Origin of the sequence: Pseudomonas putida S13.1.2 (assembly GCF_000498395.2) — a bacterium.
In the GTDB taxonomy this organism is placed as follows: Bacteria; Pseudomonadota; Gammaproteobacteria; order Pseudomonadales; family Pseudomonadaceae; genus Aquipseudomonas; species Aquipseudomonas putida_Q.
The window spans coordinates 1,211,443-1,237,844 of sequence record NZ_CP010979.1 but is presented as its reverse complement, the minus strand read 5'-3'; the positions used below and the strand labels follow the sequence as shown (position 1 = coordinate 1,237,844).

The following is a 26,402-nucleotide window of genomic DNA, read 5'->3' as shown; positions in this document are numbered from 1 at the left end:
AAAGTTACTCCTGACGCCTAAGCCGCTCAGCTAACTGAATGGCGCTCGCATCTCGCTCCTTTCTCATACCCTCCAGCCAACCATCAATTTCCGTCATATTTTTTGCGTGAGCGCGCTGAAATCCTCGATCATGCTCCTGGAATGAAATGCTAACGTCTCGGACATCACGTAACCTCTCCACCATCCGTATAACTTGGCTTTCATGCTGCGGAAACATCCCTCTCGAATCAATCTCCATTTCATTCACAGCAAGCGCCATATAGGCGCGCTTAGCGTTTTTCATAGACCGATACAAAACCATCGGCTTAACTTCCGGAATGCCCCCAACGCGAGTCATTTCGTCAAAATCTAGTTCACGTGAAAGCGTAGCATCAAATGTATCCTTGAACGCTGCAGTAAAATCTGCAATTTGTATATTCGGCCTCTCCTTACCTGTCCTGGCTTTCATAAATCTCCGCACACCAGGAGAACTATCTTTAACCTTGATTTTTACTCGCTTGAGCGTCAACGCCGATTCCCAGAATCTCCCATCCGGATCAACTCGGTTTAACGGGTCTCCGGCACAGTACCCATACGCATTCAGGCCACCTCGGCTAAAGGGGCTAAGACTATCGGGTGACAAAAAACGCATCATACCGGGGCTGTAGCTACGATAACCGTTACCGAGCAGATAGTATGTAGACAGTGCATCGAAGTAATACCCTGAAAAGCCGATCACACTTGCCAATTCAGCAGATTCCTCATGTACGCCGTAGACGCCGTAGCTTTTTCCATGAACCCCTACCGGCCCCATCGCCCCAAGTACTGAAGCCTGCTTATCCCCCCACGCCATGTGGGTAACAGCACCCCGTTCTATAAGCACATCCCTATCGTGTCGAATGACCTGCCGAACACTACCTTCCGACTTTAGGGTGTGAACTTTTTCTGCGCAATAAAATAGTTTCACCCTTCGCCCTCGCGCCTGAATTCATTTACCACTGCGCCAGTATTGGCAGATCAGCCTCAGGGCACAACTGGCAGAAATATCAGGTGTTCTTGATCAGGCAAACCTGTTCGAGGGCGGCGATATTTACCTATACGGGGAGGTGCAAAGGGGGGCGGGAGCAATTCATGTAGAGAAAGGGGCGCAATGCGCCCCTCGGATGGGCCGCAATACGGCCCGTATCTTGCGTTATTTCTGAACAGCAGCGAACGCTTCGGCAACCCGTTGCAGGTTGGCCGGGCGCAGGCCGGACATGCACACGCGGCCACTGTCGATCAGGTACACGCCGAACTCGTCACGCAGGCGGCGCACTTGCTCGACGCTGAAGCCGGTGTAGCTGAACATGCCACGCTGGCGCAGGAAGAACTGGAAGTCCTGGCCTGGCAGCAGCACGGCCAAGGAATCGACCAGCGCCTGGCGCATGTCGAGGATACGCTTGCGCATCACTTCAACTTCTTCGGCCCACTGGGCATTGAGGGCCGCATCGCTCAGCACGCCTGCCACCAGCTGGGCGCCGAAGTTGGGCGGGCTGGAGTAGTTGCGGCGCACGGTAGCCTTCAGCTGGCCAAGCACGCTCTGGGCAGTGGCTTGGTCGTCGCAGACCACCGACAGGCCGCCTACCCGCTCGCCGTACAGCGAGAAGATTTTCGAGAACGAGTTGCTGACCAGGCACGGCACGCCGGCGCGGGCCATTTCGCGGATGGCGTAGGCGTCTTCCACCAGGCCTTCGGCGAAGCCTTGGTAGGCGATGTCGAGGAACGGGATCAGCTGGCGTGCCTTGACCACTTCGACCACTTGTTGCCACTGGTTTTGCGTAAGGTCGGCACCGGTGGGGTTGTGGCAGCAAGGGTGCAGCAGTACCACGCTGTTGGCCGGCAGGGTCTGCAAGGTGGCCAGCATGCCGTCAAAGTCCACGCCACGGGAGGCCTGGTCGAAGTACGGGTAGGTGTTTACCTTGAAGCCGGCACCTTCGAAGATGGCGCGGTGGTTGTCCCAGGTCGGGTTGCTCACCCAGACTTCGGACTGCGGGAAGTAGCGCTTGAGGAAGTCGGCACCGACTTTCAGGGCGCCGGAGCCACCCACGGTCTGCACAGTGGCCACGCGACCGCCGGTCACGGCCGGGTGATCGGCACCGAACAGCAGCGCCTGGATGGCCTGGCGGTAGCTGGCCAGGCCTTCCATCGGCAGGTAAAGAGACGCCTCGTGGTCCTGGCCGGCCATGCGTTTTTCCACCGCATCCACAGCCGCCAGTTGCGGCACTACACCAGCCTCATCGTAATACAGGCCGATACTCAGGTTGACCTTGTCGGCGCGCGGGTCGGCCTTGAAGGTTTCCATCAGCGAGAGGATCGGGTCGCCGGCATAGGCATCGACATGTTTGAACACAGCGTGCAGCTCCTTGGATCAGGACAGTTCGAAAAGGCAGACCTGAGCATACCCGGTGTGTGGGCTCAGGAACATCCACTATTGTGCAAGGTTGTCTATGCAACATTGCATGGCTGGAGATTGGTGCTGACAGCGATGCCCTCATCGCCGGCAAGCCAGCTCCCACAGGTACACCACAGGCCTTGAGGTTGGTGATGTACCTGTGGGAGCTGGCTTGCCGGCGATAGGCCGGGTCAGGCAAGCAGCGCTTTCAAGCCCTGCAACTCCTGCTCGGTCAATGCCACGCCCTCCTCCTCGGCCACCTCGCGCTCACGATAGCGCCGCTCACCCGGCATGCGCGTCAGACCCACCGCTTGCATCTGCTCCACCAGTTCGCGGCTGCGCTGGGCAAATTGCTCGCCTTCTGCCTTGCCGGGGTCGATGACGATAATCAGCTGCCCGGTCCAGGGTGTCTTCGCCCCCGGGTGGCCCGACCAGTCGAATTCCCAGGAGAAATTACCCCCGGTCAGCGCCGCCGCCAGCAATTCGACCATCATCGACAACGCCGAACCCTTGTGCCCGCCAAACGGCAGCAAGGCGCCGCCTTCGAGAATGGCCAAGGGGTCGGTGGTCGGTGCGCCATTGGCGTCCACGCCCATGCCTTCCGGCAGTTGCTGGCCGGCACGCGCGGCAATCTGCACGTCACCGTGGGCCATGGCGCTGGTGGCCATGTCGAAGACGATCGGATCGTGTTCGGCACATGGCGCCGCAAAAGCGATGGGGTTGGTACCGAACAGGGGCTTGCGTGCGCCATGCGGCACCACGCAGGTCATGCTGTTGACCACGCTCAGGGCCACCAGGCCCTCTTCCGCGAACGGTTCGACATCCGGCCACAGCGCGGCGAAGTGGTGCGAGTTATGGATCGCCAGCACGGCAATACCCGCGTTGCGCGCTTTGGCTACCAACAGCTCACGGGCCGCTGCCAACGCCGGCTGGGCAAAGCCGCCCGCTGCATCGACACGTACATAACCGGCCGCTACGTCGCTGACCTTCGGCGTGGCCTGGCCATCGACCCAACCGCTGGCCAACGTCGAGACGTAGCCAGGCATACGGAATACGCCGTGACTGTGAGCACCATCGCGCTGGGCACTGGCGCAGTTGTAAGCCAGCACCCGGGCCACGCTCTCGCTGCAGTCATGGCGCTGAAAAATGGCCTGCAACAGACCCTGCAGCTCGGTAAAAGGCATACGCACGACGGTGCTGGTGGAGGGTGCGGACATCTGAAGCTCCTTGTTGGAATTGGAATGGCTACAGCGTTGCAACGACAAAAACTTTCCTGCATGTGACAGCAATCTGTCAAATATTGACTTGATGACAGAAAACATTCATTTTCTTCCCAAGCCTTACCCTTGGAGCCGCAGCATGAGCCAACCGATCAAGCAACGCCTGGAAAACAGCCTCGAAGGGGCCGCTGCCTCGGGCCGCAAGATCGCCACCTACATGCTCGCCAACCTGCACGAACTGCCGTTCCAGACCTCGGCCAGCATCGCCGCCAAGCTGGACGTCAGCGAATCCAGCGTCGGGCGCTTCTGCCGCTCACTGGGTTATGCCCACCTCAAGGCGCTTAAGCAAGACCTGCAGAACGACCTGGGCGACGGCCCGTGGCTGGTGGGCGACCGATTGCAGGATTACCGCCAGAACCAGGACGCCAGTGACAACGCCGGCAGCCTGGAGCTGGAAATCGCGGCCTTGATGCGCGTCCACGAATACCGCCAAAGCCCAATCTGGCACAGCGTAGCGCAACGCCTGGCGAGCAAGCCGCGGGTATTCATCGCCGGTTTCCAGACCGAGCGCGGCATCGCCATGTGCATGAGCCACCTGCTGCAGTACCTGCGCGATGGCGTGCAACTGGTCGATATCAGTGCCGGGCACTTCGGTGACGTGCTGCTGGGCCGCGCCGAAGACAGCGCCCTGGTGGTGTTCGAGGCGCGCCGTTATTCGCGTCACGCCCTGCTGCTGTGCCAGAAGGCACGTGAGGCAGGCATTGCGGTCACCCTGGTGACCGACACCTTTTGCGACTGGGCCGATGCCAACGCCGACGAGGTGTTCCGCATACCCACCGAGTTCAATCTGTTCTGGGAATCCACCTCGACGATGCTGTCGTGGGTGCACCTGATGGTCAACGAGGTTTGCAAAAAACTCGGGCCTGATGTGGAAAAACGCTTGGAAGCGACTGCCGCTCTACATAACGAGTTCGTCGGCTACACCTCGTGGCCGACGGGCAAACAACAATAGCAAGAGTGCAATGAGGTGCGAGATGAACAAGACCATGGCCTTGGTGGGTGCGTGTGCCCTGCTGCTGACGGGCGCCGCCAGTGCCGAAACCCTGCGCTTCGCCACCGAGGGCGCCTACCCGCCCTTCAACTATGTAGACGCCGATAACAAGCTGCACGGCTTCGATATCGACATCACCCATGCCCTGTGCGAACATATGAAAGTCGAGTGCACGCTGGTGGCCCAGGACTGGGAAGGCATCATCCCCGCCCTGATGGCGCGCAAGTACGACGCCATCGTCGCGTCGATGATCAATACCGAAGAGCGGCGCAAGAAAATCGCCTTCACCGACCACTACTACCGCACCCCGCTGACCGTCGCAGTCGCCAAGGACAGCAAGATCGACAGCGCCCAGACCGACTTCGTCGGCTACACCGTCGGTGCCCAGTCGTCGTCCACCCAGGCTATCTACGCCGAAGACGTGTATGGCAAAGCCGGGGCCGATGTGAAGCTGTACCCGACCATGGATGAAGCCAACGCCGACCTGGCCGCCGGGCGCCTGGACGGGGTAATTGCCGATAAATTCCCGCTGCACGAATGGATGACCAAAAACGGCGGGGACTGCTGCAAGATCCTCGGCGACGTGGCCGACACCAAGGCCGATGCCGCCATCGCCGTGCGCAAGGACGACGAAGCCCTGCGCCAGCGCCTGAACACCGCGCTGCAACAGATCGTGGCCAACGGCACGTACCAGAAGATCGCCAGCAAGTACTTTGCTTTCGATATCTACAACTGACCTTCTGGAATCTGCGCAATCGCTGTAGGAGCGGCCTTGTGTCGCGATGGGCCGCAAAGCGGCCCCAGCAATCTCTGCCGTGGCACACATCCCGGGTCTGCTCCGCAGCCCTTTCGCGACACAAGGCCGCTCCTACACAGAGACCGCGTTGCCCACCTTAGGGGTTCGTCATGCTCGATCAATTGTCGTTGCTGTCCTTCGCCAGCGGAGGCTGGGGCCAGGCGCTGCTGGCCGGCGCCCTGGTGACTGTTTCACTGGCACTGGCCTGCCTGCCCATCGGCCTGCCACTGGGCCTGGTGGTAGCGCTGGCGGCGCGTTCGCGCAAGCGCCTGCCACGGGCCTGGGCCACCACCTTCTCCACGGTGTTCCGCGGCCTGCCCGAGCTGCTGACACTGCTGATCATCTATTACGGCTGCCAGATCGCCGCGCAAAAAATCCTCGCGGCCATGGGCTACCAGGGGGAGTTTTTGATCAACACCTTCCTCGCCGCGATGATCGCCTTCAGCCTGGTGTTCGCCGCGTTCTCCAGCGAGATCTGGCTGGCCGCCTTCAAGACCCTGCCCAAGGGCCAGCTGGAGGCCTGCTCGGCCCTGGGCCTGAGCAAGCGCACTGCCTTCTTCAAGGTGCTGCTGCCACAACTTACCCGCATCGCACTGCCCGGTTTGTCGAACAACTGGCTGTCGCTGCTCAAGGACACGTCGCTGGTGTCGACCATCTCGCTGGTCGACCTGATGCGCCAGACCAACCTGGCCGTCAGCGTGACCAAGGAGCCAATGTTCTTCTATGGCGTCGCCTGCCTGGGTTACCTGATGTTTGCAGCGCTTTCCGGGCGTGTGTTCGCCTTTATCGAACGGCGCAGTAACCGCCACCTGCAAGGAGCACGGGCATGAGCCTGGAACAACTGCTGGCACTGGTGCTAGACCCCGACCTGCTGGACCGCTACGGGCCACGCTTTCTGGATGGCCTGCTGGTAACCGCCAAACTGGTGGCCATTTCCTTCAGCCTGGGCGCCGTACTTGGGCTGTTACTGGCCTTGGCACGCATGTCGCGCAGCCTGCTGCTGCAACGCATGGCCGCCGGCTACGTTTACTTCTTCCGCGGCTCGCCCCTGCTGGCCCAGCTGTTCCTGCTGTACTACGGCCTGGGTTCGCTCAAGGGCTTCTGGCAGGACGTCGGCCTGTGGTGGTTTTTCCGCGAGGCGTGGTTCTGCACCTTGCTGGCCTTCACCCTGAACACCGCTGCCTACCAGGCGGAGATCTTCCGCGGCAGCCTGATGGCCGTTGCGCCGGGGCAGCATGAAGCGGCGCGGGCGCTGAACCTGAAGCGCTCGACCACCTTTTTCAAGGTGATTCTGCCGCAGTCGTTGCTGGTGGCCATCGGCCCGCTGGGCAACGAACTGATCCTGATGATCAAGGCCAGCGCCATTGCCTCGCTGGTGACCATCTACGACCTGATGGGCGTGACCAAACTGGCCTTCTCGCGCAGTTTCGACTTCCAGATCTACCTGTGGGCCGCCGTGCTCTACCTGGTAATCGTCGAACTGGTGCGGCGCCTGCTGAAACACCTGGAAGGCCGACTGGGCCGCCACCTGAACTGACCGAAGGATACGTTCCATGCATTGCCAGACCCTTGTCCTCGGCGCCGGCATCGTCGGCGTCAGCACCGCCCTGCACTTGCAGGCCCGCGGACGTCAGGTTGTCCTGATCGACCGCGATGAGCCCGGCAGCGGTACCAGCCACGGCAACGCCGGGCTGATCGAGCGCTCCAGCGTCATCCCCTACGCCTTCCCCCGGCAGTTCGGCGCATTGTTGCGCTACGGCCTGAACCGCCAGCCCGACGTACGCTACAGCCTGGCGCACCTGCCCAAGGCCGCGCCGTGGCTGTGGCGCTACTGGCGCCAGTCGGCCCCCGGGCGCCTGGCCGGGGCTGCCGCCGACATGCTGCCGCTGGTACAGCGCTGCGTCGAAGAACACGACGCGCTGATCAAAGCCGCCGGCCTTGAAGGGCTGGTGCAGGCCAAAGGCTGGATCGAAGTGTTCCGCGACCCGGCCCTGTTCGAGCAGGCCAAGGCCGACGCCAAAGGCCTGAGCCGCTATGGCCTGCAATTTGAAATCCTGGAATGCGGGCAGTTGCAGGCCCGCGAGCATCAGCTGGACGCCACCGTTGTAGGCGGCATCCACTGGCTTGACCCCAAGACCGTGAACAACCCCGGCGCCCTCACCCGCGGCTATGCGGCGCTGTTTCTGCAGCGCGGTGGGCAGTTCCTGCATGGTGATGCGCGCAGCTTGCGCCAGGCCAACGGCCAATGGCGGGTAGAGAGCCGCCGTGGCCCGATTACCGCCGACGAGGTGGTGGCCTGCCTCGGCCCGCAGTCGGCCGACCTGTTCAGCGGCCTGGGCTACCAGATTCCGCTGGCGATCAAGCGCGGCTATCACATGCACTACAGCACCCGTGACGGCGCGACGCTTGAGCATTCGATCTGCGACACCCAGGGCGGCTACGTGCTGGCGCCGATGGCGCGCGGCGTGCGCCTGACCACCGGCATCGAGTTCGACGCCAGCAGCGCGCCAGGCAACCAGATCCAGCTGGGCCGCTGCGAGGCCCTGGCGCGCAAGCTGTTCCCGGCCTTGGGTGAGCGCCTGGACGACACCCCTTGGCTGGGCCGCCGCCCGTGCCTGCCCGACATGCGCCCGGTCATCGGCCCTGCAGCGCGCCACCCGGGGCTGTGGTTCAACTTTGGCCACGCCCACCACGGCCTCACCCTGGGCCCGGTCAGCGGCCGGCTGGTGGCCGAGCTGATCACCGGCGAGCACCCTTTCACCGACCCCGCGCCCTACAGCGCGACCCGTTTCGACTGAACCCACGCGGGAGAACAACAACATGACCGCACCACTGAGCCTTGCAAGCCTTGCCCCCGAGCCCGACCCACGCCCGGTGCTGATCCGCATCGAAGGCCTGAACAAGCACTACGGCGCGTTCCACGTGCTGCACAACATCAACCTGCAGGTGCGCGAAGGCGAACGCATTGTGCTGTGCGGGCCGTCCGGCTCGGGCAAGTCGACCCTGATCCGCTGCATCAACCGCCTGGAAGTGGCCCAACAGGGCAACATCCAGGTGGACGGCATCGACCTGGCAGCCACCACCCGTGAAGCGGCGCAGGTGCGCAGCGACATCGGCATGGTGTTCCAGCACTTCAACTTGTTCCCGCACATGAGCGTGCTCGACAACTGCCTGCTGGCCCCCACCAGCGTGCGGGGGCTGTCGCGCAAGGACGCCGAAGAGCGGGCGCGCATGTACCTGAGCAAGGTGGGTATCGAAAGTCAGGCGCACAAATACCCCAGCCAGCTGTCGGGCGGCCAGCAGCAGCGCGTGGCGATTGCCCGGGCCCTGTGCATGAAGCCTCGGATCATGCTGTTTGACGAGCCTACGTCGGCACTGGACCCGGAAATGGTCGCCGAAGTGCTGGATGTGCTGGTGCAACTGGCCGGCACTGGCATGACCATGCTCTGCGTCACCCATGAAATGGGCTTTGCCAGGCAGGTAGCCGAGCGGGTGCTGTTCCTTGAGGGTGGGCAGATCATCGAAGACAGCCCGCCGCAGCTGTTCTTCAACCAGCCGCGTACCGAGCGCGCCAAGGCGTTTCTTGCGCAGATACTGCACTGAGCAAAATGTTTGATGCCTGTGCTGCCCCTATCGCCGGCAAGCCAGCTCCCACAGGATATCTGCAGCTTTTAGGGCCGATGCAGTACCTGTGGGAGCTGGCTTGCCGGCGATAGGGCCAGTAGCACAAACTCCAGCCCCCTTCATTGCACCGCTGCAAAGACCCAACTGCGTCGTTAAATATTATTGACCAACACCCCCGCCAAACCCACGCCGCCACAGGCCCGCATCGGTTTCAGCCCCCAAAAACCGGTGCATTCCCCGCGTTAAAGCCCTCTTCCGTCGTTTGACATATCGAACGGCTCTGGCAAGCTATCTACAAGCCCCGACCGGAATCGTCGCCTCTGACGAGCCGGCAGTGCTCGGAGCTTCAGGCTGCACTCAGGGCCCCGCGCCGTGCACCTGCACAACAACGACAGGCTGAACCTGTCCCAAGGTGACATATGTCCAACAGCAACATTGGCAACAAGCAACCTTCCCTGCGCAAACCCGTCGTCCTGATGACCATGGGCAGCCAAGAGCGCAAAGGCCATGACTATCAGGTCATGACCCACAAATACATCACCCCGCTGGTCGAGTTCTCCGATTGCGTCCCGGTACTGGTGCCCACCTGCTGCGGCACTGAAGACCTCGACACCTATCTGGACATGGCCGACGGCGTTTACCTGACCGGCGCTGGCAGCAACATCGACCCGGCCCTGTACGGCCAGGAAAATGAAACCCCAGGCAAGGGCCAGGACCAGAACCGCGACCTGTTCGACATCCCGCTGGTCAAGGCGGCGATCAAGCGTGGCCTGCCGATCTTCGGTATCTGCCGTGGCATGCAGGAAATCAACGTGGCCTTGGGTGGCGACATCTACCAGAAGGTGTACGCCGAGCCTGGCTTCAACGACCACCGGGAAAACCCGGAAGACCCCGTTGACGTGCAGTACGCCCAGGTACATGGGGTAAAGATCAAGCCGGGCAGCTGGCTGCGTGACACCCTGGGTACCGACGAAATTCGCGTCAACTCGCTGCATGGCCAAGGCCTGCGCACGCTCGGCGCCGGCATCGAAGCCATCGCCTTGGCCGAAGACGGCCTGGTCGAAGCCATTCACGCCCCGAGCATTTCGCCGTTCCTGTTCGCGGTGCAGTGGCACCCAGAGTGGCAAGCTGCGAAAAACCCGGATTCGATCAAGATGTTCCAGGCCTTCGGCGATGCTTGCCGTGCCCAGGTACGCAAGGCGCAGATCAAGCGCCAGCACGCTGCCTGACCTTCAGTTTCCTCTGCTTTGATCGCGGGGCGGCGCAAGGCCGCCCCCGTTTCCCCGGTCACCCTCTGCTGGTCCCAGAACACTTCCCGTGGAATCGGGCGGCGGCCTAGTGCCTGTCTCCGCGATCGTTTTTTTCCTTCCCCGCCAAGAGATACGATGACTGATTGCGGTTAGTCTGACATCGGTGTCTTTTCCTTCCGTTATGTTTCGCCTGCACCGGCCTCTTCGCGGGTAAACCCGCTCCCACACTGATCTGCATAGCTCTCTGGACCGCTGAGCCGTGCCTGTGGGAGCGGGTTCACCCGCGAAGAGGCCAGCACAGGAAACAGATCCTCCTCCCTGCCCACTGCAAAAAATCTCGCAAAAAGGACTAGTCATCGTACAAGTTGTACGATAACTTACCTCCAACGCAAAACAACACCCTTCACCCAAGCGCCACAGGATGCCTACAACAATGAATCCACAAGAACTTAAATCCATCCTCTCTCACGGCCTGCTGTCATTCCCGGTCACCGACTTCAATGCCCAGGGCGATTTCCACCAGGCTGGCTACATCAAACGCCTGGAATGGTTGGCCCCGTATGGCGCCAGCGCACTGTTCGCCGCCGGTGGCACCGGTGAGTTCTTCTCCCTGGCCGCCAGCGAATACAGCCAGGTGATCAAGACTGCCGTCGACACCTGCGCTACCTCGGTACCTATCCTCGCTGGCGTGGGTGGCTCCACCCGCCAGGCCATCGAATACGCACAGGAAGCCGAGCGCCTGGGTGCCAAGGGCCTGCTGCTGCTGCCGCATTACCTGACCGAAGCCAGCCAGGACGGCGTCGCCGCCCACGTCGAAGCAGTCTGCAAATCGGTGAAGATTGGCGTGGTGGTGTACAACCGCAACGTCTGCCGCCTGAATGCCGACCTGCTGGAAAAACTGGCCGAGCGTTGCCCGAACCTGATCGGCTACAAAGATGGCCTGGGTGATATCGAGCTGATGGTGTCGATCCGTCGCCGCCTGGGCGATCGTTTCAGCTACCTGGGTGGCCTGCCGACCGCCGAAGTGTATGCTGCCGCCTACAAGGCCCTGGGCGTGCCGGTGTACTCCTCCGCCGTGTTCAACTTCGTGCCGAAGACCGCCATGGACTTCTACCACGCCATCGCCCGCGACGATCACGCCGCCGTGGCCAAGCTGATCGACGATTTCTTCCTGCCGTACCTGGACATCCGCAACCGTAAGGCTGGCTACGCCGTGAGCATCGTCAAGGCGGGCGCCAAGATCGCCGGTTACGACGCAGGCCCGGTGCGCACCCCGCTGACCGACCTCACCGCAGAAGAGTACGAGATGCTCGCCGCGCTGATGGACAAGATGGGCCCGCAGTAAGCGTCGCCCGCGGCCTGCCACATGCCGCGCCCGGAGTGGGCCAGCCCCACTCCGGTTACAATTCGTGAGCCCGCACAAAAATAACTAGTGGGAGTATTGCCAGCATGCAAGCGACAAAGAAGACGCATGTGCGCTACCTGATCCTGTTCATGCTGTTCCTGGTGACCACGATCAACTATGCCGACCGCGCTACCATTGCTATCGCAGGCTCCAGCCTGCAGAAAGACCTCGGCATTGACGCCGTAACCCTCGGTTATATCTTTTCCGCCTTTGGATGGGCTTACGTGGCTGGCCAGATTCCTGGTGGCTGGCTGCTCGATCGCTTCGGTTCAAAAAACGTCTACGCCTTCAGCATCTTCACCTGGTCGCTGTTCACCCTGCTGCAGGGGTTTGTCGGTGGCCTGCCGGTTGCCTGGGCCGTGGTCACCCTCTTCACCCTGCGCTTTCTGGTCGGTTTCGCCGAAGCCCCGTCGTTCCCGGGCAACGCACGTATCGTCGCCGCCTGGTTCCCGACTCAGGAGCGCGGCACTGCCTCAGCCATCTTCAACTCGGCGCAGTACTTCGCCACTGCACTGTTCGCCCCGATCATGGGCTGGATCGTGTTCAGCTTCGGCTGGGAGCACGTGTTCGTGGTCATGGGTGTACTGGGCATCATCTTCTCGATGGTGTGGCTGAAAACCATTTACAACCCGCGCCAACACCCACGCATCAGCCCAAGCGAGCTCGAACACATCGAGCAGAACGGCGGCCTGGTGGACATGGACCAGAAGCGCGGCAACACCGGCCCAAAATGGGGCTACATCAAGCAACTGCTGACCAGCCGTATGCTGCTGGGCGTGTACCTGGGCCAGTACTGCATCAACGCCATCACCTACTTCTTCCTCACTTGGTTCCCTGTGTACCTGGTGCAGGAACGTGGCATGACCATCCTCAAGGCCGGCTTCATCGCTTCGCTGCCGGCGGTCTGCGGTTTCATTGGTGGCGTGCTGGGTGGCGTGATCTCCGACTGGCTGCTGCGCCGGGGCAACTCGCTGACGTTCTCGCGCAAACTGCCGATCGTGTGCGGCCTGCTGCTGTCGACCACCATGGTGTTCTGCAACTATGTCGATGCCGAGTGGATGGTGGTTGGCTTCATGACCCTGGCATTCTTCGGTAAAGGCATTGGCGCGCTGGGCTGGGCGGTGGTGGCAGACACCTCGCCGAAGCAGATCGCCGGGCTGTCCGGTGGCCTGTTCAACACCTTCGGCAACATCGCCTCGATCACCACGCCTATCGTGATCGGCTACATCATCAGCGCCACCGGCTCGTTCAAGTGGGCACTGGTGTACGTGGGCGCCAACGCCCTGGTAGCGGTGTTCAGCTACCTGGTGATCGTGGGCCCGATCAAGCGGATCGAGCTGCGCGATGATGACCCAAAGCCACAGGCTGAGCCTGCCGCCAACGGCGAACTGGCCAGCTCGCGTCACTGAGTGAACACGCCCGCACCGGGGCAACCGGTGCGGGCGGATGTACAAAAAAGCCTGAGAACCTGACAAGTAGGGCCCAAACATGCAGTTGATCGAACATTCCGACTCGCCCCGCTACGTCCGCCTGCACGACGACGATAACGTCGTGGTAGTGGTCAACGACGGCGGCCTGGGCGAAGGCGCCCGCTTTGCCGACGGCCTGACCCTGGTCGAAGGCGTGCCACAAAGCCACAAGGTCGCCACCGTGGCCATCGCCAAAGGCGAGCCCGTGCGCCGCTATGGGCAAATCATCGGCTACGCGCTGGAAGACCTGCACCAGGGCAGTTGGGTGCAGGAAAGCCAGCTGGCCATGCCGGCCGCCCCGGAGCTGGACAGCCTGCCGCGCTGCGATGCCGTCCCACACCCGCTGCCGCCGCTCGAAGGCTTCACGTTCGAAGGCTACCGCAACGCCGACGGCACCGTCGGCACCCGCAACATTCTCGGTATCACCACCACCGTGCAGTGCGTGACCGGCGTGCTGGAGCATGCGGTCAAGCGCATCCGCAGCGAACTGCTGCCCAAGTACCCCAACGTCGATGACGTGGTGGCCATCACCCACAGCTATGGCTGCGGCGTGGCCATCAACGCGCGCGACGCCTACATCCCGATCCGCACCGTGCGCAACCTGGCGCGCAACCCCAACCTGGGTGGCGAGGCGCTGGTCATCAGCCTCGGCTGTGAAAAGCTGCAAGCCGGCCAGGTGATGCACGACAACGACCCTTCGGTAGACCTCAGCGACCCATGGCTGTACCGCCTGCAGGACGCCAGCCTGGGCTTTGTGGAAATGATCGAGCAGATCATGGAACTGGCCGAAACCCGCTTGAAGAAGCTCGACCAGCGCCGCCGTGAAACCGTACCGGCCAGCGAGTTGATCCTTGGCATGCAGTGCGGTGGCAGCGACGCCTTCTCGGGCATCACCGCCAACCCGGCGCTGGGCTACGCCGCCGACTTGCTGGTACGCGCCGGCGCTACCGTGCTGTTCTCGGAAGTGACCGAGGTGCGCGACGCCATCTACATGCTGACCTCGCGCGCCGAAAACCAGGAGGTGGCCGGTGCCTTGATACGCGAAATGGACTGGTACGACCGCTACCTGCAGCAAGGCGCTGCAGACCGCAGCGCCAACACGACGCCAGGCAACAAGAAAGGCGGCCTGTCCAATATCGTCGAGAAGTCGCTGGGGTCGATCGTCAAGTCCGGCAGCGGCGCTATCCAGGGGGTGCTCGGCCCAGGCGAGCGGGTAACGCGCAAGGGCCTGATCTTCTGCGCCACCCCGGCCAGCGACTTTGTCTGCGGCACCCTGCAACTGGCCGCCGGCATGAACCTGCATGTGTTCACCACTGGCCGAGGAACCCCCTACGGGCTGGCCATGGCGCCAGTGGTCAAGGTGTGCACGCGCAGCGAACTGGCCCAGCGTTGGCCCGACCTGATCGACATCGACGCCGGGCGCATCGCCACAGGCCGTTCGAGCATCGAAGAGCTGGGCTGGGAACTGTTCCATTACTACCTGGACGTGGCCAGCGGCCGCAAGCAGACCTGGGCCGAGCAGCACCGCCTGCACAACGACATCACCCTGTTCAACCCGGCACCGATTACCTGATGCCGCAGGGCTTGCTGGATCATCGACCCCCCCACTTCCCTGTGGGAGCGGGCATGCCCGCGAACACCGGCAAAGCCGGTGCCATACACCGGGTTGCCTGCTTCGCGGGCACGCCCGCACCCACAGGTCATGCGACACCCCCCCAGATTTTTTTCAGCCAACAGGAGCACCCCAATGCCTGAAATCCTCGGCCACAACTTCATCGCCGGCCAGCGCAGCGCCGCTGGCCCACAGCGCCTGCAGAGCCTGGACGCCAGCACTGGCGAAGCCCTGCCCTACAGCTTTGCTCAAGCCAGCGAAGCCGAAGTAGACCAGGCCGCCAAGGCCGCCGCTGCGGCCTTCGCTGAGTTCCGCCAACTGGCCCCGGCCCGCCGCGCCGAATTCCTCGACGCCATCGCCGCCGAACTGGACGAACTGGACGATGCCTTCGTCGCCATCGTCTGCCGCGAGACCGCCCTGCCCGCCGCCCGTATTCAAGGCGAGCGTGGCCGCACCAGCGGCCAGATGCGCCTGTTCGCTCAAGTACTGCGCCGTGGCGATTTCCTCGGTGCCCGTATCGACCTGGCCTTGCCAGAGCGCCAGCCGCTGCCACGCGTGGACCTGCGTCAGATGCGCATTGGCGTCGGCCCGGTCGCCGTGTTCGGCGCCAGTAACTTCCCGCTGGCCTTCTCCACCGCCGGTGGCGACACCGCTGCTGCACTGGCCGCTGGCTGCCCGGTGGTGTTCAAGGCGCACAGCGGCCACATGGCCACCGCCGACCTGGTGGGATGCGCCATCGTGCGCGCCGCCGAGCGCACCGGCATGCCCAAGGGCGTGTTCAACATGGTGTTCGGTGGTGGTGTCGGCGAGTGGCTGGTCAAGCACCCGGCCATCCAGGCCGTCGGCTTCACCGGCTCGCTCAAGGGCGGCGACGCCCTGTGCCGCATGGCCGCCGAGCGCCCACAGCCAATCCCAGTGTTCGCCGAGATGTCCAGCATCAACCCGGTCATCATCCTGCCAGCCGCCTTGGCCAAACGTGGCGAGGCTATCGCCCGCGAATTGGCCGGCTCGGTGTGCATGGGCGCCGGGCAGTTCTGCACCAACCCGGGGTTGGTGATCGGCCTGCAATCGCCACAGTACAGCCAGCTACTGGCCGACCTTGGCCAGCACCTGGACCAGCAGGCCGGGCAAACCATGCTCAACGCGGGTGGCCTGCGCAGCTACGTTGGCGGCCTTGAGCACCTGCAGGCCCATACCGGTATCGAGCACCTGGCCGGCCAGGCGCAGGAAGGCAGCCAGGCCCGCGCCCAACTGTTCAAGGCCGATGCCCGCCTGCTGGTCGAGTCTGACCCGCTGTTGCAGGAAGAAGTGTTCGGCCCTACCACCGTCGCCGTAGAAGTGCGGGACGACCAACAACTGCGCGCCGCCCTGTTGGGCCTGCGTGGCCAACTGACCGCTACCCTGATCGGCGAAGCGGAAGATTTCGAGGCCTACGCCTGGCTGGTGCCGCTGCTGGAGGAGAAGGTCGGGCGCATCCTGATCAATGGCTACCCGACCGGTGTCGAAGTCTGTGATGCCATGGTCCACGGCGGGCCTTACCCTGCGACCTCGGATGCCCGCGGCACCTCGGTGGGCACCTTGGCCATCGACCGCTTCCTGCGCCCGGTGTGCTACCAGAACTACCCGCAGGCCCTGCTGCCTGAGGCGCTGCGCGATGGCAACCCGCTGGGGCTGCGCCGACTGGTGAACGGGCAATGGAGTGACCAGGCGATCTGATCGAGCGCCTGAAATAAGAAAGCCCCGCACATTGCGGGGCTTTTCTTTTGGCTGTGCCGGCCTCTTCGCGGGTAAACCCGCTCCCACAGGGTTTGCACAATTTTCAGGCATTGTGGTGATTCTGTGGGAGCGGGCGTGCCCGCGAAGAGGCCGGTATAGGTCACAAGGGCCTTAGACTCCTTGCGCCTCAGCCTCTTCATGTACCTGACGCAAGCGCTCCCGGCTATTGCTCAGGTGCATGCGCATGGCCATCTTTGCCCCTTCGCTGTCACGCCGGGCGATTGCTTCATAGATCGCCTCGTGCTCATGCATCAGCCGGCTCATGTAATGCGCCTGGTCATCATGGGCCAACCGCGCCGAGTTCACCCGGGTGCGCGGAATGATGCTGGTCCCCAGGTGGTTGATGATATCGGCAAAGTAGTGGTTGCCGCTGGCCTGGGCAATGCGCAGGTGGAACTGGAAGTCCGCCGACACCGCATCATTGGCATGCGCCGCCCCTTCGTTGAGTTCGTCCAGCGCCGCACGCATGCCCGCCAGCTCTTCGTCACTGCGCCGCTGCGCCGCCAGGCCCGCCGACTCGATCTCCAGGGCAATACGCAACTCCAGCACCGCCAGCACTTCGCGCAGGGTGACCACAGTTGCCGGGTCGATGCGAAAGCCCCCCGAAGCTGGCGCGTCCAGCACGAACGTGCCGATGCCATGGCGGGTCTCGACCTGCCCGGCCGCCTGCAGCCGCGAGATCGCCTCACGCACCACGGTGCGGCTCACGCCCTCTTCGACCATGATCTGCGATTCGGTCGGCAGCTTGTCGCCACGCTTGAGCTGGCCACTGCGAATGCGTTCGGTCAGCACTGTGACCAGTTCCTGGGCCAGACTACGCGGCTTGCGCCGGGTCCTTGCCTGTACCTGTTGCTCTGTCATTGCCCTGTATTTCACCTAGAAAGACAGCGCTCATCATAGCGCAAGCAGTTGTACGATCACATACACCCGGTGCGGTATTTCTTGCTCTCCCTCGCAACCCACGCCTATGAAAAAGCCGGCGCAAGTGCTGGCCCAGAGGCCGCGCAAGCCTGTACTGTGCGCCTTTGCGCTCACTCATCCATGGAAGGAAAATGCCGCATGAAACCCCTCGACCGCCTATTGCTCGCCAGCGGCCTGCTGATACCCCTCTGGTTGCTGGCAGGTGTTTGGCTCACCGCCCAGGCTTACCCCGGCTATGACCACCTGCAACAAGCCATGAGCCAGCTCGGGGCCGTGGGCGCGCCGACCCACAGCTGGTCGCCACTGGCCAACAACTTTCCATTGGCCGCCCTGTTCGCCCTGTTTGCCTGGGGCCTGGCGCGGCGCTGGCGTGGGTCGAAACTGGCAATGCTGAGTTCGGCCCTGGTGTTGCTGCATGGTGTAGGTAGCCTCGGCACCGGCTGGTTCCCCTGTGACCAAGGTTGTGCACCAGCGCAGCCGTCCACCTCACAGCAACTGCATAACCTGTCCGGCCTGCTGATGTTCCTCTCGCTGACCCTGGCCAGTGCCCTGTGGGCGTGGCTAGGCAATCGCATTGCCGGCTCGCGGGCCCTGGCGCTGTTCTCCCTGGCCTGCGTAGTGCTGGCGATCATTACCGCCGCACTGATGGGCCAGGCAGCGCAAGACGGCCAGCTGTTCGGCCTGTATCAACGCCTGAACTATGGTGTGTCAGTGATCTGGGTCGCCAGCTTGGCCTGGGCAAGCCTGCGCACGCCAGCGGCCAGCCCGCTGCGCATGGCGGTGATCTGACGGCAAATTGCTGGCCCCCGGCATCGGAAAGCGAAGGCAAACTCCGTTCTCCTTCAGATGCTTAGGACAGCAACATGCGAGTAATTCTAGCAACGATGGCCGGTTGCCTGCTGGCCACGCTGGCGTTCGGCGCCCAGGCCCGGGCGCTGAGCCAGAACGATCGCCACACCTGCGGCTGGGGTGCGCAGATAGCCGCCGAGGCCCAGCAGGCCAAGCTTTCCGGGGTGACCCTGTATGCCACGCGCAAGAAGCTGCAGGTACGCAAATTCCCCAAACCCTGGATGCGCATGACCGCCTTCGGCATTACCGAGCAGACTTACAACAGCCGCTCGCGGCTCAAGCCTGCAGCGATCAAGCAGACTTACTATGAGCAGTGTGTTCAGCATGCGATAGCCAAGCGATAATCTATTATTTATCAGAAGGTTATGCGTTTAATCTGCAAAAGAGTATCAAGAGCGCCAGGGTGCCCCGGCCCTGAAGCGCTCTTCCAGCCAGGCCTTGAAGGCGCCGAGGGCCGCAGTGTTCAGCCGCGCGGTCGGGCGTACCAGGTAAATGCCCGCTGCCACGTCCAGCTGCCATTGCGGCAGCACCCGTACCAGGCGGCCGCTTGCCAGGTCCTCACCCATCAGCCAGTCACCCCCGGCAAGAATGCCCACGCCACGCCGCGCTGCCTCCAGCAACGCTTCATTGTCATTGCTGCGCAGGCTGCCGGCCACCTTCACGCTCACCTGCCGCTCACCACTCATCAATCGCCATTCAGGAAATGAACGCAAGCCACTGAAACATAAACAATTATGCTCAGATAATTGTTCCGGTTGTGCAGGCGTGCCATGCCGACCAAGGTAATCAGGCGATGCGCAGAGGATGCGCACGTGATCGCACAATCGCCTGGCCACCAGGCGATTGTCCGCCAGTTCGCCAATGCGGATGGCGGCATCGAAGCCCTCGCCGATCAGGTCGACGAAACGGTCGGCATACTCTGCCTCCACCGTCACCTGCGGATAGGCCAGCACGAAGTCCGCTAGCATCCCACTCAACCAGCGCCGCCCCATGGCCGCCGGCAATGCCAGGCGCAAGCGCCCGCGTACCGTTGCCGCACCCTCGGCAGCTTCCTGTTCCGCCTCGGCGATCAGCCGGTTGGCCTCGCGTACCTTGGCCACCAGCCGCTCGCCTTCATCGGTAAAACGCAGCTGCCGCGTGCTGCGCTCCACGAGGCGAATGCCCAGCCGCGCCTCCAGCGCACTCAGGCGCTTCGACAGCACCGTGGGGTGGCGCTCCAGCTGCCGCCCGGCAGCGGCAAACGAGCCCTGCTCGTGCAGGGCCAGCAAGGTGGCAAGTTCATCGGCGCGGCGACTGGCGAAGGCATCCATGGCTAGGCTCGGTGGCAGGTTCGGGCATCAGGCAGTAAGGACCAGCGCGCCCTCCGACAGCCCTTGCTCCAGGTCCCCGTGGGCCCTGGCCACTTCGGCCAGCGGGTAGCGACGCCAGACCCGAGGCTGGATGATACCCTCGGCGACGGCTGCCAGCACATCGGTTGCGCGTTGCTGGTACTCCTCGACCGTGCGTGTATGTGCCGCCAGTGACGGCCGGGTCAGGTACAGCGAGCCCTTGGCATTGAGCGTGGCCACCTCGATCGCCACCGGCGCACCGGAAGTGCCCCCGAACGACACCAGCAGGCCGCGCACCCGCAGGCTGTCCAGCGAAGCTTCCAGCGACACCTTGCCGACACAGTCATAGGCTACATCCACGCCCTGCCCCTGGGTCAGCTTGCGCACTTCGCTGGCCAGCGTTGCCGCGTCGAAAACCAGCACATGGTGGCAGCCCGCCGCCTGCGCCCTGGGCACACTTTGCGGGCGTGATACCACGCCAATCACGGTCGCCCCGAGATGCCGCGCCCAAGGCGCCATCAGTTGGCCCAAGGCACCGGCGGCGCCGTACAACAGCACTTGGGTACCCGGGCCCACAGCGTAGGTGGTTTTCAGCAAGTACTGCGCCGTGATGCCTTTGAACAGCACCGCTGCGGCGGCCTCGTCATCCAGCTGCGACGGCAGCTGGACCAGCCGCTCAGCCGGGAACAACCGGCCGCTGGCATAGGCCCCGACCGGCCCCATGGCATAAGCGACGCGGTCCCCCACCTGCACGTTGTACACCCCATCCCCGACGGCAGTGACCCTGCCTGCGCCTTCCAGCCCCAGGCCGGAGGGCAAAGCCAGGGGCGCAGCGCCTTTGCGCTGCAACAGGTCGAGGGGGTTCACACCCATGGCTGTCTGCTCCAGCCAGACCTGGCCGGGCCCTGGGGATTGTGCCTGTACGTGTTCAGGTTGCATCACATCGGCGCTGCCGGTGCCATTGAGCGTGATACGGGTAGCCATGATCGAATCCTGTTGGAGGGTGTTCGGGTCAGGCTAATGGGGCAGTAAAAGTTGAACAATCAGGCGAGGTGCAGATGATTTCTGCACCTCTTGCAGCAATCTACGCACTGCCTCAGCAGCCCGTCAGCACCGCTGGGCGCCGCTCACCGGCGAAAAACAACGGGCGAAGGCGAACGCCGATCAGGTTGCCCGCATAAGCCGCCACCAGCCACAGCCAGCCATGCACGCTGCCCGAGGCAATGCCACTGAAGTACGCGCCAATATTGCAGCCATAGGCCAGGCGCGAACCGTAGCCCAACAGCAGGCCACCGATGACTGCGGCAACCAGCGACGGCAGCGGGATTTTCAGGCTTGGCGCAAAGCGCCCGGCCAGGCCAGCAGCCAGCAGCGCCCCCAGCACGATGCCCAGGTCCATCACCGTGGTGATGTCCTGCCACAGCGGCGAGGCCAACGCCTTGGCATTGGCCGGCGCCTGCCAGAACACCCAGCTGCCGACATCCACGCCCAGGCCGTTGAGGGTTTTGGCACCCCATAGGGCGAAGGCCGAAGTAATACCCCATGGCCGCCCCGCCAGCGCCAGGGTCGCGTAGTTGAGCAGTGCCAGCGCAATGGCGCCCCACAACAGCGGCCATGGGCCACGCAGGAAGCGCCGCAGGCCCTGGTGTTCGCTGGCAACTGGCGCTTCCAGCGTGCCGTGTCGGCGCTTTTCCAGCAGCACGGTAGCCCAGGCGACCAGCCCGAACACTGCCAGGCTCACCAGCAGGGCCGGCCCCACACCCCAGGCTTGCACGATCGAGGTTGCCGGGAACGACGGCAAGGCAAACCACCAGTCAGCGTGATGGGTGGCGGTTACAGAACCGATGATGAAGAACAGCAGGGTCACCAGCATGCGCGCATTGCCACCGCCCACAGTGAACAGCGTGCCCGAAGCGCAACCGCCGCCCAATTGCATGCCGATGCCGAAGATGAACGCACCGAACACGACCGAAACACCCGCCGGGGCCACCAGGCCAGTGACCGGGTTACCGAACAGGCTGCCAGCTGACAATGCCGGGAAGAACAGCAGCACCGCCAGGGCCAGCATGACCATCTGCGCCCGCAGGCCTGCGCCGCGGCGCTCGTTGATGAACACCCGCCAAGCCGAGGTGAAGCCGAAGGCGGCGTGGTACAGGGTCAGGCCCAGCGCCGCGCCCACCAACAGCAGCAACACCTGCTTGAAGCCGGCATTCAGATTGAGGAACCAGGCGCCAGCCAGCAGTAAGGCCATGGCGATCAAAGGGGCGCCCAGGCGACGCGGTTCGGGTGTGGCAGTTGCGGAAAGACCCATCGGAGTACTCGGATAACAGTAGAACGGACGAAGAGTATACCCCCGGCAACTGACGCGGTCCCTGTAGGAGCGGCCTTGTGTCGCGAAGAGCCGCAAAGCGGCCCCAGATCTTCGGCTCCGCAGCAAATATTGTCGGGGGCCGCGTTGCGGCCCTTCGCGACACAAGGCCGCTCAACGACCGTGCAAGGCCCACACATTTGTTAAGCTGATGTGAGTCGCCAGCATTTACCAAGGCCATTCACCCCATGGATGAACTGCGCAAGATCGACCTCAACCTGCTACTCGCCCTGCATGCCCTGCTCAGCGAAAAGCACGTGACCCGTGCCGCCCTGCGCCTGCACCGCAGCCAACCGGCGGTCAGCCACGCATTGGCGCAGCTGCGTAAACACTTCGACGACCCCTTGTTGGTACGCCAAGGCGGCGGCATGGCCCTCACCGCCCTTGCCCAGTCGCTGGTAAAACCGCTGCAGGATGCCCTGAGCAATCTCAACGGCCTGCTGGCCACCCCGCAGTTCGAGCCAGCCAAAGCCCAGCGCCGTTTCCGGCTGTCGCTGTCCGACTACTCCTCACGCATCATCCTGCCACCCCTGCTGCGCCACCTGCGCCAGGCCGCACCCGGGGTGGACCTGGCCATCAGCCAGGCCAGCCGCGAAACCATGCTGGCGCAACTGCTCGATGGGGAACTGGACCTGGCACTGGGCCTGTTCCCCGAGTTGCCTCAGGACATCACCGCCCAGCCCCTGTTTGCCGACCATTTCATCAGCGTTGCCGATCGCCAGGTGTTGCCTGCTAGCGGCGGCCTTACCCTGGAAGACTGGTTGGCACGCCCGCATGTGCTGATGGCGATGCGTCCGGATGCCTTCGACGAGATCGAGCGTGCCTTGGCCGCCCAGGGCCTGCGCCGCCGTATTGCCTTGGCCTTGCCACACTGGAGCGCGGCAGTAGAGGTGCTGGCCGGCACCGACCTGATCCTGACAGTGGCCAGCCGCGCAGTAGGATCGCTGCGCCAGCACAAGACACTGCGCCAGTTCACCCCGCCACTGGCCATTCCCTCGTTCGACTACCAGCAGGCCTGGCACAGCCGCAAGGACAGCGACCCCGGGCACCGCTGGCTGCGCGAAACCGTGTGGACCTGCAGCCAGCCGGGGCGCTGATCAGCCTTCTGGCTGCTTCACTGCGGTGATTGCACTGGTCGCTGGCGCCGTCGCCCAGGTGCCTTGCACTAACAGTACGCCACACAGGATCAGCACTACGCCTGCCACCCTGGCCAGGCTCAGCGGCTTGCCGCCCAGCCCCATCACCCCGAAGTGGTCGGCAAGTACCGCGGTGATGATCTGCCCTGCCACTACCAGCACCAGGAACCCTGCCGCGCCCAGTTTGGGCGTAAGCGCTGCAGCACCCGCTACATACATCGCCCCCAGCACACCGCCAATCCACAGCCACCATGGGCCCTGCAGGGCCTTGCCCAGGTCTGGTACGGGCACCCTGAACATTAACAGTGCGGCAATTACCACCAGCGAACTCACCGTCAACGAAGTGAATGCCCCCCACAACCAATGCCCCAGGGCACGACCCACGGCGGCGTTACCTGCGGCCTGGAACGGCAATACCGCCCCGGCAAGCAACGCCAAGGCAAAGGGAAGCACCAGAAGGCACAGGGTTTTACTGGACATGGCAGCCCTCATTGCTGAAAAAGATTCAGGCAATGATCGAAAATTCTCGCCATTGATGGAAATCGAAAGTATGCACGTACAGTATTCGTCAAGCGCATATTCGCAGTGGTTGCGGTTTGCCCGCGATGAGCATTTTGCGTGCTCGGTTGGCGTACAGCATCCGCCGTCATGCACGGCATCACGACGGATTCATTTCCGGGCACCCCGTAGCCTTTCTCGGTAAATGTTCAGCGCGAAGTTTCGACGCGCAGCACTTCGGTAAAGATCGCATCGACCGTCTGGCCAACCTTGAGATTGTTCATGCGCGCCTGCAATTCCGGGTTTTCGACCTTGACCACCTGCAACTTGCCCTCGGGTGGCAGCAGGCTCACTTCATGCGTCTTGAGGTCGATCTTCTTGATCTGCGAGGTGACCCGGACCTGGCGGAATGCTTCGCCGCCCGGATTGGGGTTTTGCGCAGTGGCGCGAATGGTACCGGATTCCTCGCTAGCCTTCGGCGCCCCACCCACATCGGTGTTGAGCACATAAGCCACGGCGCGGGTAACGAAGATATCGACCTGGTCCCCAACCTTGAGGTTAGGCAGAGCCTTCGCGTTTTCCGTAAGCTGGAACGTCACATCTTTCTTGTTATCAGGGCCTTTTACCGTGACCTGGCGGTTGGCCAGGTCGATGGCTGTGACCTGCGTGGTGACATGGCTTTCCAGTGCCTCGCTGGCAATCGGAATATCGGCAGCGTGCACCGTGAAGCTGGCAGCGGATGCCAGCGTGGCCAGGGCAACAGCACGAGCGAGAGAGCGAATCGGGTTCATAGACCTGCTTCCATGTGATCAACCAAAAAAAGGGCGCGAATGGTTCACGCGCCAACAAGCATAGACGTTGCCCGCCACCCTGCCGGAGCCATCACCTCGCCGACTTTTTCGCGGATGAACCCACCTCCACAGGGCGGTGGATTTGGGCTACACCAATATTCAACGGTTACGCGTCACCCGCCATACCGTATTGGCCAGGTCATCGGCAATGATCAACGCCCCACGCGGGTCCACCGTCACCCCCACTGGCCGCCCACGCGTCTTGCCATCCTCGCCGCGAAAGCCTGTAGCGAAGTCGATTGGCTCCCCTGCCGGCCTGCCATTGCTGAACGGTACGAAAATCACCTTGTAGCCCACCGGGTCGGGCCGGTTCCAGCTGCCGTGCTCGCCGACGAACACACCGTCGGCAAAGCGCTCACCCATGGCCGGGATCGAGAAGTCGACACCCAATGCTGCCACATGCGAACCCAGGCTGTAGTCTGGCTTGATCGCGGCAGCCACCTTGTCCGGGTTTTGCGGCCGCACCCGCTCATCCACGTTCTGCCCCCAGTAGCTGTAAGGCCAACCATAGAAGCCGCCCTCACGTACCGAAGTGAGGTAGTCCGGCACCAGGTCGGGGCCCAGCTCATCCCGCTCGTTGACCACAGTCCACAGCTGCCCTGTCTGCGGCTGAATGGTCAATGCCGTCGGGTTGCGCAAGCCAGTGGCGTAGGGCCGGTGCGCGCCGGTTTCGGCATCGACCTGCCAGACCATCGCCCGATCGATCTCCACCTCCAGGCCGCGCTCGGTGATGTTGCTGTTCGAGCCGATGCCCACATACAGATAGCGGCCATCGGGGCTGATTGTCAGCGCCTTGGTCCAGTGGTGGTTGATTTCGGCCGGCAGGTCGGTGACCTTGGACGGCGGGCCGTCGGCTTGGGTCTGGCCTTCCTTGTAGTCAAAGCGCACCAGCGCATCCTGGTTGGCCACATACAGCTTGCCGTTTGCAAAGGCCAGGCCGTACGGCGCGTTGAGGTTTTCGGCGAAAATGGTCTGCACCTCATAGGTGCCGTCGCCGTCGGCATCACGCAACAGGGTCAGGCGGTTGCCACCCTTGACCTGCGTATTGCCCTTGGCCTTGATCTGGCTTGCGATCACATCCTTGGGCTTGAGCTTGGCCGCGCTGCCACCCCTGCCCTCGGCCACCAGAATATCGCCATTGGGCAGCACCAGGCTCTGCCGCGGGATTTTCAGGTCAGTGGCAATGGCCGTGACGCTGAAACCCTCCGGCACGGTCGGTTTCTGCTCGCCCCAGGCAACCGGCTGCGCGATCTTCATGCTCGGCAACAACCCGCGCTGCGGATCGGGCAGCTTCGGGTCCGGCCCATGGGCCTGGGTGGGCTCGCCGTCACCACCACAGGCGCTCAGCAACACCGCCATGCTCAACAAGCTCAATGCATGCAAAGGCTTCATGCTGCACCTCCCGAACGCAGGTTGCTCAAGCCGGTCCACGCAGCCACTACCGAGAGCACGGTCACGATCACCGACAACACCAGCCCCGACGGCATCACCGCCCAGGCGTCCTTGGCGTGCTCGAACGCATTGATCAACCCGAGCACCCAGGTCACCAGCAGCAGCACGAAGTACAGCGTAGCGCGCCCACCCTTGCGCTCGGCGCGGACCAGGTTGGCCAGCGCAAACAGCAGTGCCAGCCCGCAGAACACCAAGGCGCCGGCGATCAGCCAGGCGGCAAAGTTGTTCCACTGGATCTGGTAGCTGTTGAAGTAGGCGATGTCGCTCAGCAGCGCGCCAAGGAACAATGGGACACTGCCTGCCAGCAGCAGGGCGTGCAGCGGGCTGGGCTTACAGCGGTAGAGGGTTTGGTCAGTTGCGGTCACAGTGCCTCCTTTTCATTCAGT

The 26,402-nt window shown here is 63.1% G+C and carries 25 protein-coding genes; 14 read left to right on the top strand and 11 right to left on the bottom strand.

Features of this window, described 5'->3' with window-relative positions; all coding sequences use genetic code 11:
- Positions 1 to 4: 4 nt before the first annotated feature.
- The 3 genes from N805_RS29660 to N805_RS05605 all read right to left on the bottom strand — a co-directional run bounded on the left by N805_RS29660 (position 5) and on the right by N805_RS05605 (position 3,627).
- Positions 5 to 946 (bottom strand): RHS repeat-associated core domain-containing protein, encoded by a 942-nt coding sequence (locus N805_RS29660; RefSeq protein WP_230685707.1) that lies wholly within the window; start codon positions 944 to 946, stop codon positions 5 to 7.
- A 225-nt stretch (positions 947 to 1,171) separates the two neighbouring features.
- Entirely contained in the window at positions 1,172 to 2,368 is a 1,197-nt protein-coding gene (locus N805_RS05610) for an aromatic amino acid transaminase (protein WP_019473821.1), read from the bottom strand.
- 233 nt (positions 2,369 to 2,601) lie between these two features.
- Entirely contained in the window at positions 2,602 to 3,627 is a 1,026-nt protein-coding gene (locus N805_RS05605) for an Ldh family oxidoreductase (protein WP_019473820.1), read from the bottom strand.
- Positions 3,628 to 3,769: 142 nt separating this feature from the next.
- Between N805_RS05605 and N805_RS05600 the strand changes: the two genes are divergently transcribed.
- The 11 genes from N805_RS05600 (at position 3,770) to N805_RS05550 (ending at position 16,553) form a co-directional block, all read left to right on the top strand.
- The gene (locus N805_RS05600) at positions 3,770 to 4,642 is read left to right on the top strand and encodes a MurR/RpiR family transcriptional regulator (RefSeq protein WP_019473819.1); all 873 of its coding nucleotides are present in this window, start codon (positions 3,770 to 3,772) and stop codon (positions 4,640 to 4,642) included.
- 22 nt (positions 4,643 to 4,664) lie between these two features.
- A complete protein-coding gene (locus N805_RS05595; protein ID WP_019473818.1) occupies positions 4,665 to 5,417 on the top strand; it encodes a transporter substrate-binding domain-containing protein in 753 nt (250 codons plus the stop codon).
- A gap of 170 nt (positions 5,418 to 5,587) precedes the next feature.
- Positions 5,588 to 6,307: an ABC transporter permease gene (locus N805_RS05590; RefSeq protein ID WP_019473817.1), complete on the top strand. Its 720-nt coding sequence runs from the start codon at positions 5,588 to 5,590 to the stop codon at positions 6,305 to 6,307.
- Entirely contained in the window at positions 6,304 to 7,014 is a 711-nt protein-coding gene (locus N805_RS05585) for an ABC transporter permease (RefSeq protein WP_019473816.1), read from the top strand. Before N805_RS05590 ends, N805_RS05585 begins: the two co-directional genes overlap by 4 nt.
- Positions 7,015 to 7,030: 16 nt before the next feature.
- Positions 7,031 to 8,275: an NAD(P)/FAD-dependent oxidoreductase gene (locus N805_RS05580; protein WP_028613093.1), complete on the top strand. Its 1,245-nt coding sequence runs from the start codon at positions 7,031 to 7,033 to the stop codon at positions 8,273 to 8,275.
- A gap of 22 nt (positions 8,276 to 8,297) precedes the next feature.
- Positions 8,298 to 9,080: an amino acid ABC transporter ATP-binding protein gene (locus N805_RS05575; protein WP_028613094.1), complete on the top strand. Its 783-nt coding sequence runs from the start codon at positions 8,298 to 8,300 to the stop codon at positions 9,078 to 9,080.
- A 440-nt stretch (positions 9,081 to 9,520) separates the two neighbouring features.
- Positions 9,521 to 10,330, top strand: coding sequence for a gamma-glutamyl-gamma-aminobutyrate hydrolase family protein (locus tag N805_RS05570; protein ID WP_028613095.1), 810 nt, complete (start codon positions 9,521 to 9,523; stop codon positions 10,328 to 10,330).
- Positions 10,331 to 10,784: 454 nt separating this feature from the next.
- Entirely contained in the window at positions 10,785 to 11,696 is a 912-nt protein-coding gene (gene kdgD, locus N805_RS05565) for a 5-dehydro-4-deoxyglucarate dehydratase (protein ID WP_028613096.1), read from the top strand.
- Positions 11,697 to 11,800: 104 nt separating this feature from the next.
- Positions 11,801 to 13,165, top strand: coding sequence for an MFS transporter (locus N805_RS05560; RefSeq protein WP_028613097.1), 1,365 nt, complete (start codon positions 11,801 to 11,803; stop codon positions 13,163 to 13,165).
- A gap of 79 nt (positions 13,166 to 13,244) precedes the next feature.
- A complete protein-coding gene (gene garD / locus N805_RS05555; RefSeq protein ID WP_028613098.1) occupies positions 13,245 to 14,798 on the top strand; it encodes a galactarate dehydratase in 1,554 nt (517 codons plus the stop codon).
- 174 nt (positions 14,799 to 14,972) lie between these two features.
- Positions 14,973 to 16,553 (top strand): aldehyde dehydrogenase (NADP(+)), encoded by a 1,581-nt coding sequence (locus N805_RS05550; RefSeq protein ID WP_028613099.1) that lies wholly within the window; start codon positions 14,973 to 14,975, stop codon positions 16,551 to 16,553.
- Between the two features lie 171 nt (positions 16,554 to 16,724).
- Here N805_RS05550 and N805_RS05545 read toward each other — a convergent pair whose 3' ends face one another.
- Entirely contained in the window at positions 16,725 to 17,474 is a 750-nt protein-coding gene (locus N805_RS05545; protein ID WP_016487470.1) for a FadR/GntR family transcriptional regulator, read from the bottom strand.
- 198 nt (positions 17,475 to 17,672) lie between these two features.
- Between N805_RS05545 and N805_RS05540 the strand changes: the two genes are divergently transcribed.
- On the top strand, positions 17,673 to 18,323 hold the full coding sequence (locus tag N805_RS05540) for a DUF998 domain-containing protein (protein WP_028613100.1): 651 nt from the start codon (positions 17,673 to 17,675) through the stop codon (positions 18,321 to 18,323).
- 74 nt (positions 18,324 to 18,397) lie between these two features.
- On the top strand, positions 18,398 to 18,727 hold the full coding sequence (locus N805_RS05535) for a hypothetical protein (RefSeq protein WP_028613101.1): 330 nt from the start codon (positions 18,398 to 18,400) through the stop codon (positions 18,725 to 18,727).
- A gap of 45 nt (positions 18,728 to 18,772) precedes the next feature.
- Here N805_RS05535 and N805_RS05530 read toward each other — a convergent pair whose 3' ends face one another.
- From N805_RS05530 to N805_RS05520, 3 genes are all read right to left on the bottom strand, one after another.
- The gene (locus N805_RS05530; protein ID WP_028613102.1) at positions 18,773 to 19,693 is read right to left on the bottom strand and encodes a LysR family transcriptional regulator; all 921 of its coding nucleotides are present in this window, start codon (positions 19,691 to 19,693) and stop codon (positions 18,773 to 18,775) included.
- Positions 19,694 to 19,720: 27 nt separating this feature from the next.
- Positions 19,721 to 20,695 carry a quinone oxidoreductase family protein gene (locus N805_RS05525; protein ID WP_028613103.1) on the bottom strand — a complete coding sequence of 325 codons (975 nt, stop codon included), beginning with the start codon at positions 20,693 to 20,695 and terminating at the stop codon, positions 19,721 to 19,723.
- Between the two features lie 112 nt (positions 20,696 to 20,807).
- Positions 20,808 to 22,022: a YeeE/YedE family protein gene (locus N805_RS05520; RefSeq protein WP_028613104.1), complete on the bottom strand. Its 1,215-nt coding sequence runs from the start codon at positions 22,020 to 22,022 to the stop codon at positions 20,808 to 20,810.
- 245 nt (positions 22,023 to 22,267) lie between these two features.
- On the opposite strand from N805_RS05520, the gene N805_RS05515 reads away from it, so the two are divergent.
- The gene (locus N805_RS05515; protein WP_019473996.1) at positions 22,268 to 23,176 is read left to right on the top strand and encodes a LysR family transcriptional regulator; all 909 of its coding nucleotides are present in this window, start codon (positions 22,268 to 22,270) and stop codon (positions 23,174 to 23,176) included.
- Here the strand turns inward: N805_RS05515 and N805_RS05510 are convergent, their stop codons facing one another.
- The 4 genes from N805_RS05510 to N805_RS05495 form a co-directional block, all read right to left on the bottom strand.
- Positions 23,177 to 23,695, bottom strand: coding sequence for a DMT family transporter (locus N805_RS05510; RefSeq protein WP_019473995.1), 519 nt, complete (start codon positions 23,693 to 23,695; stop codon positions 23,177 to 23,179).
- Between the two features lie 227 nt (positions 23,696 to 23,922).
- Positions 23,923 to 24,504 carry a hypothetical protein gene (locus N805_RS05505; RefSeq protein ID WP_019473994.1) on the bottom strand — a complete coding sequence of 194 codons (582 nt, stop codon included), beginning with the start codon at positions 24,502 to 24,504 and terminating at the stop codon, positions 23,923 to 23,925.
- 159 nt (positions 24,505 to 24,663) lie between these two features.
- On the bottom strand, positions 24,664 to 25,956 hold the full coding sequence (locus tag N805_RS05500) for a PQQ-dependent sugar dehydrogenase (RefSeq protein ID WP_019473993.1): 1,293 nt from the start codon (positions 25,954 to 25,956) through the stop codon (positions 24,664 to 24,666).
- Positions 25,953 to 26,381, bottom strand: coding sequence for a DUF2231 domain-containing protein (locus tag N805_RS05495; RefSeq protein WP_019473992.1), 429 nt, complete (start codon positions 26,379 to 26,381; stop codon positions 25,953 to 25,955). The genes N805_RS05500 and N805_RS05495 overlap by 4 nt, the downstream gene beginning before the upstream one ends.
- Positions 26,382 to 26,402 lie beyond the last annotated feature (21 nt).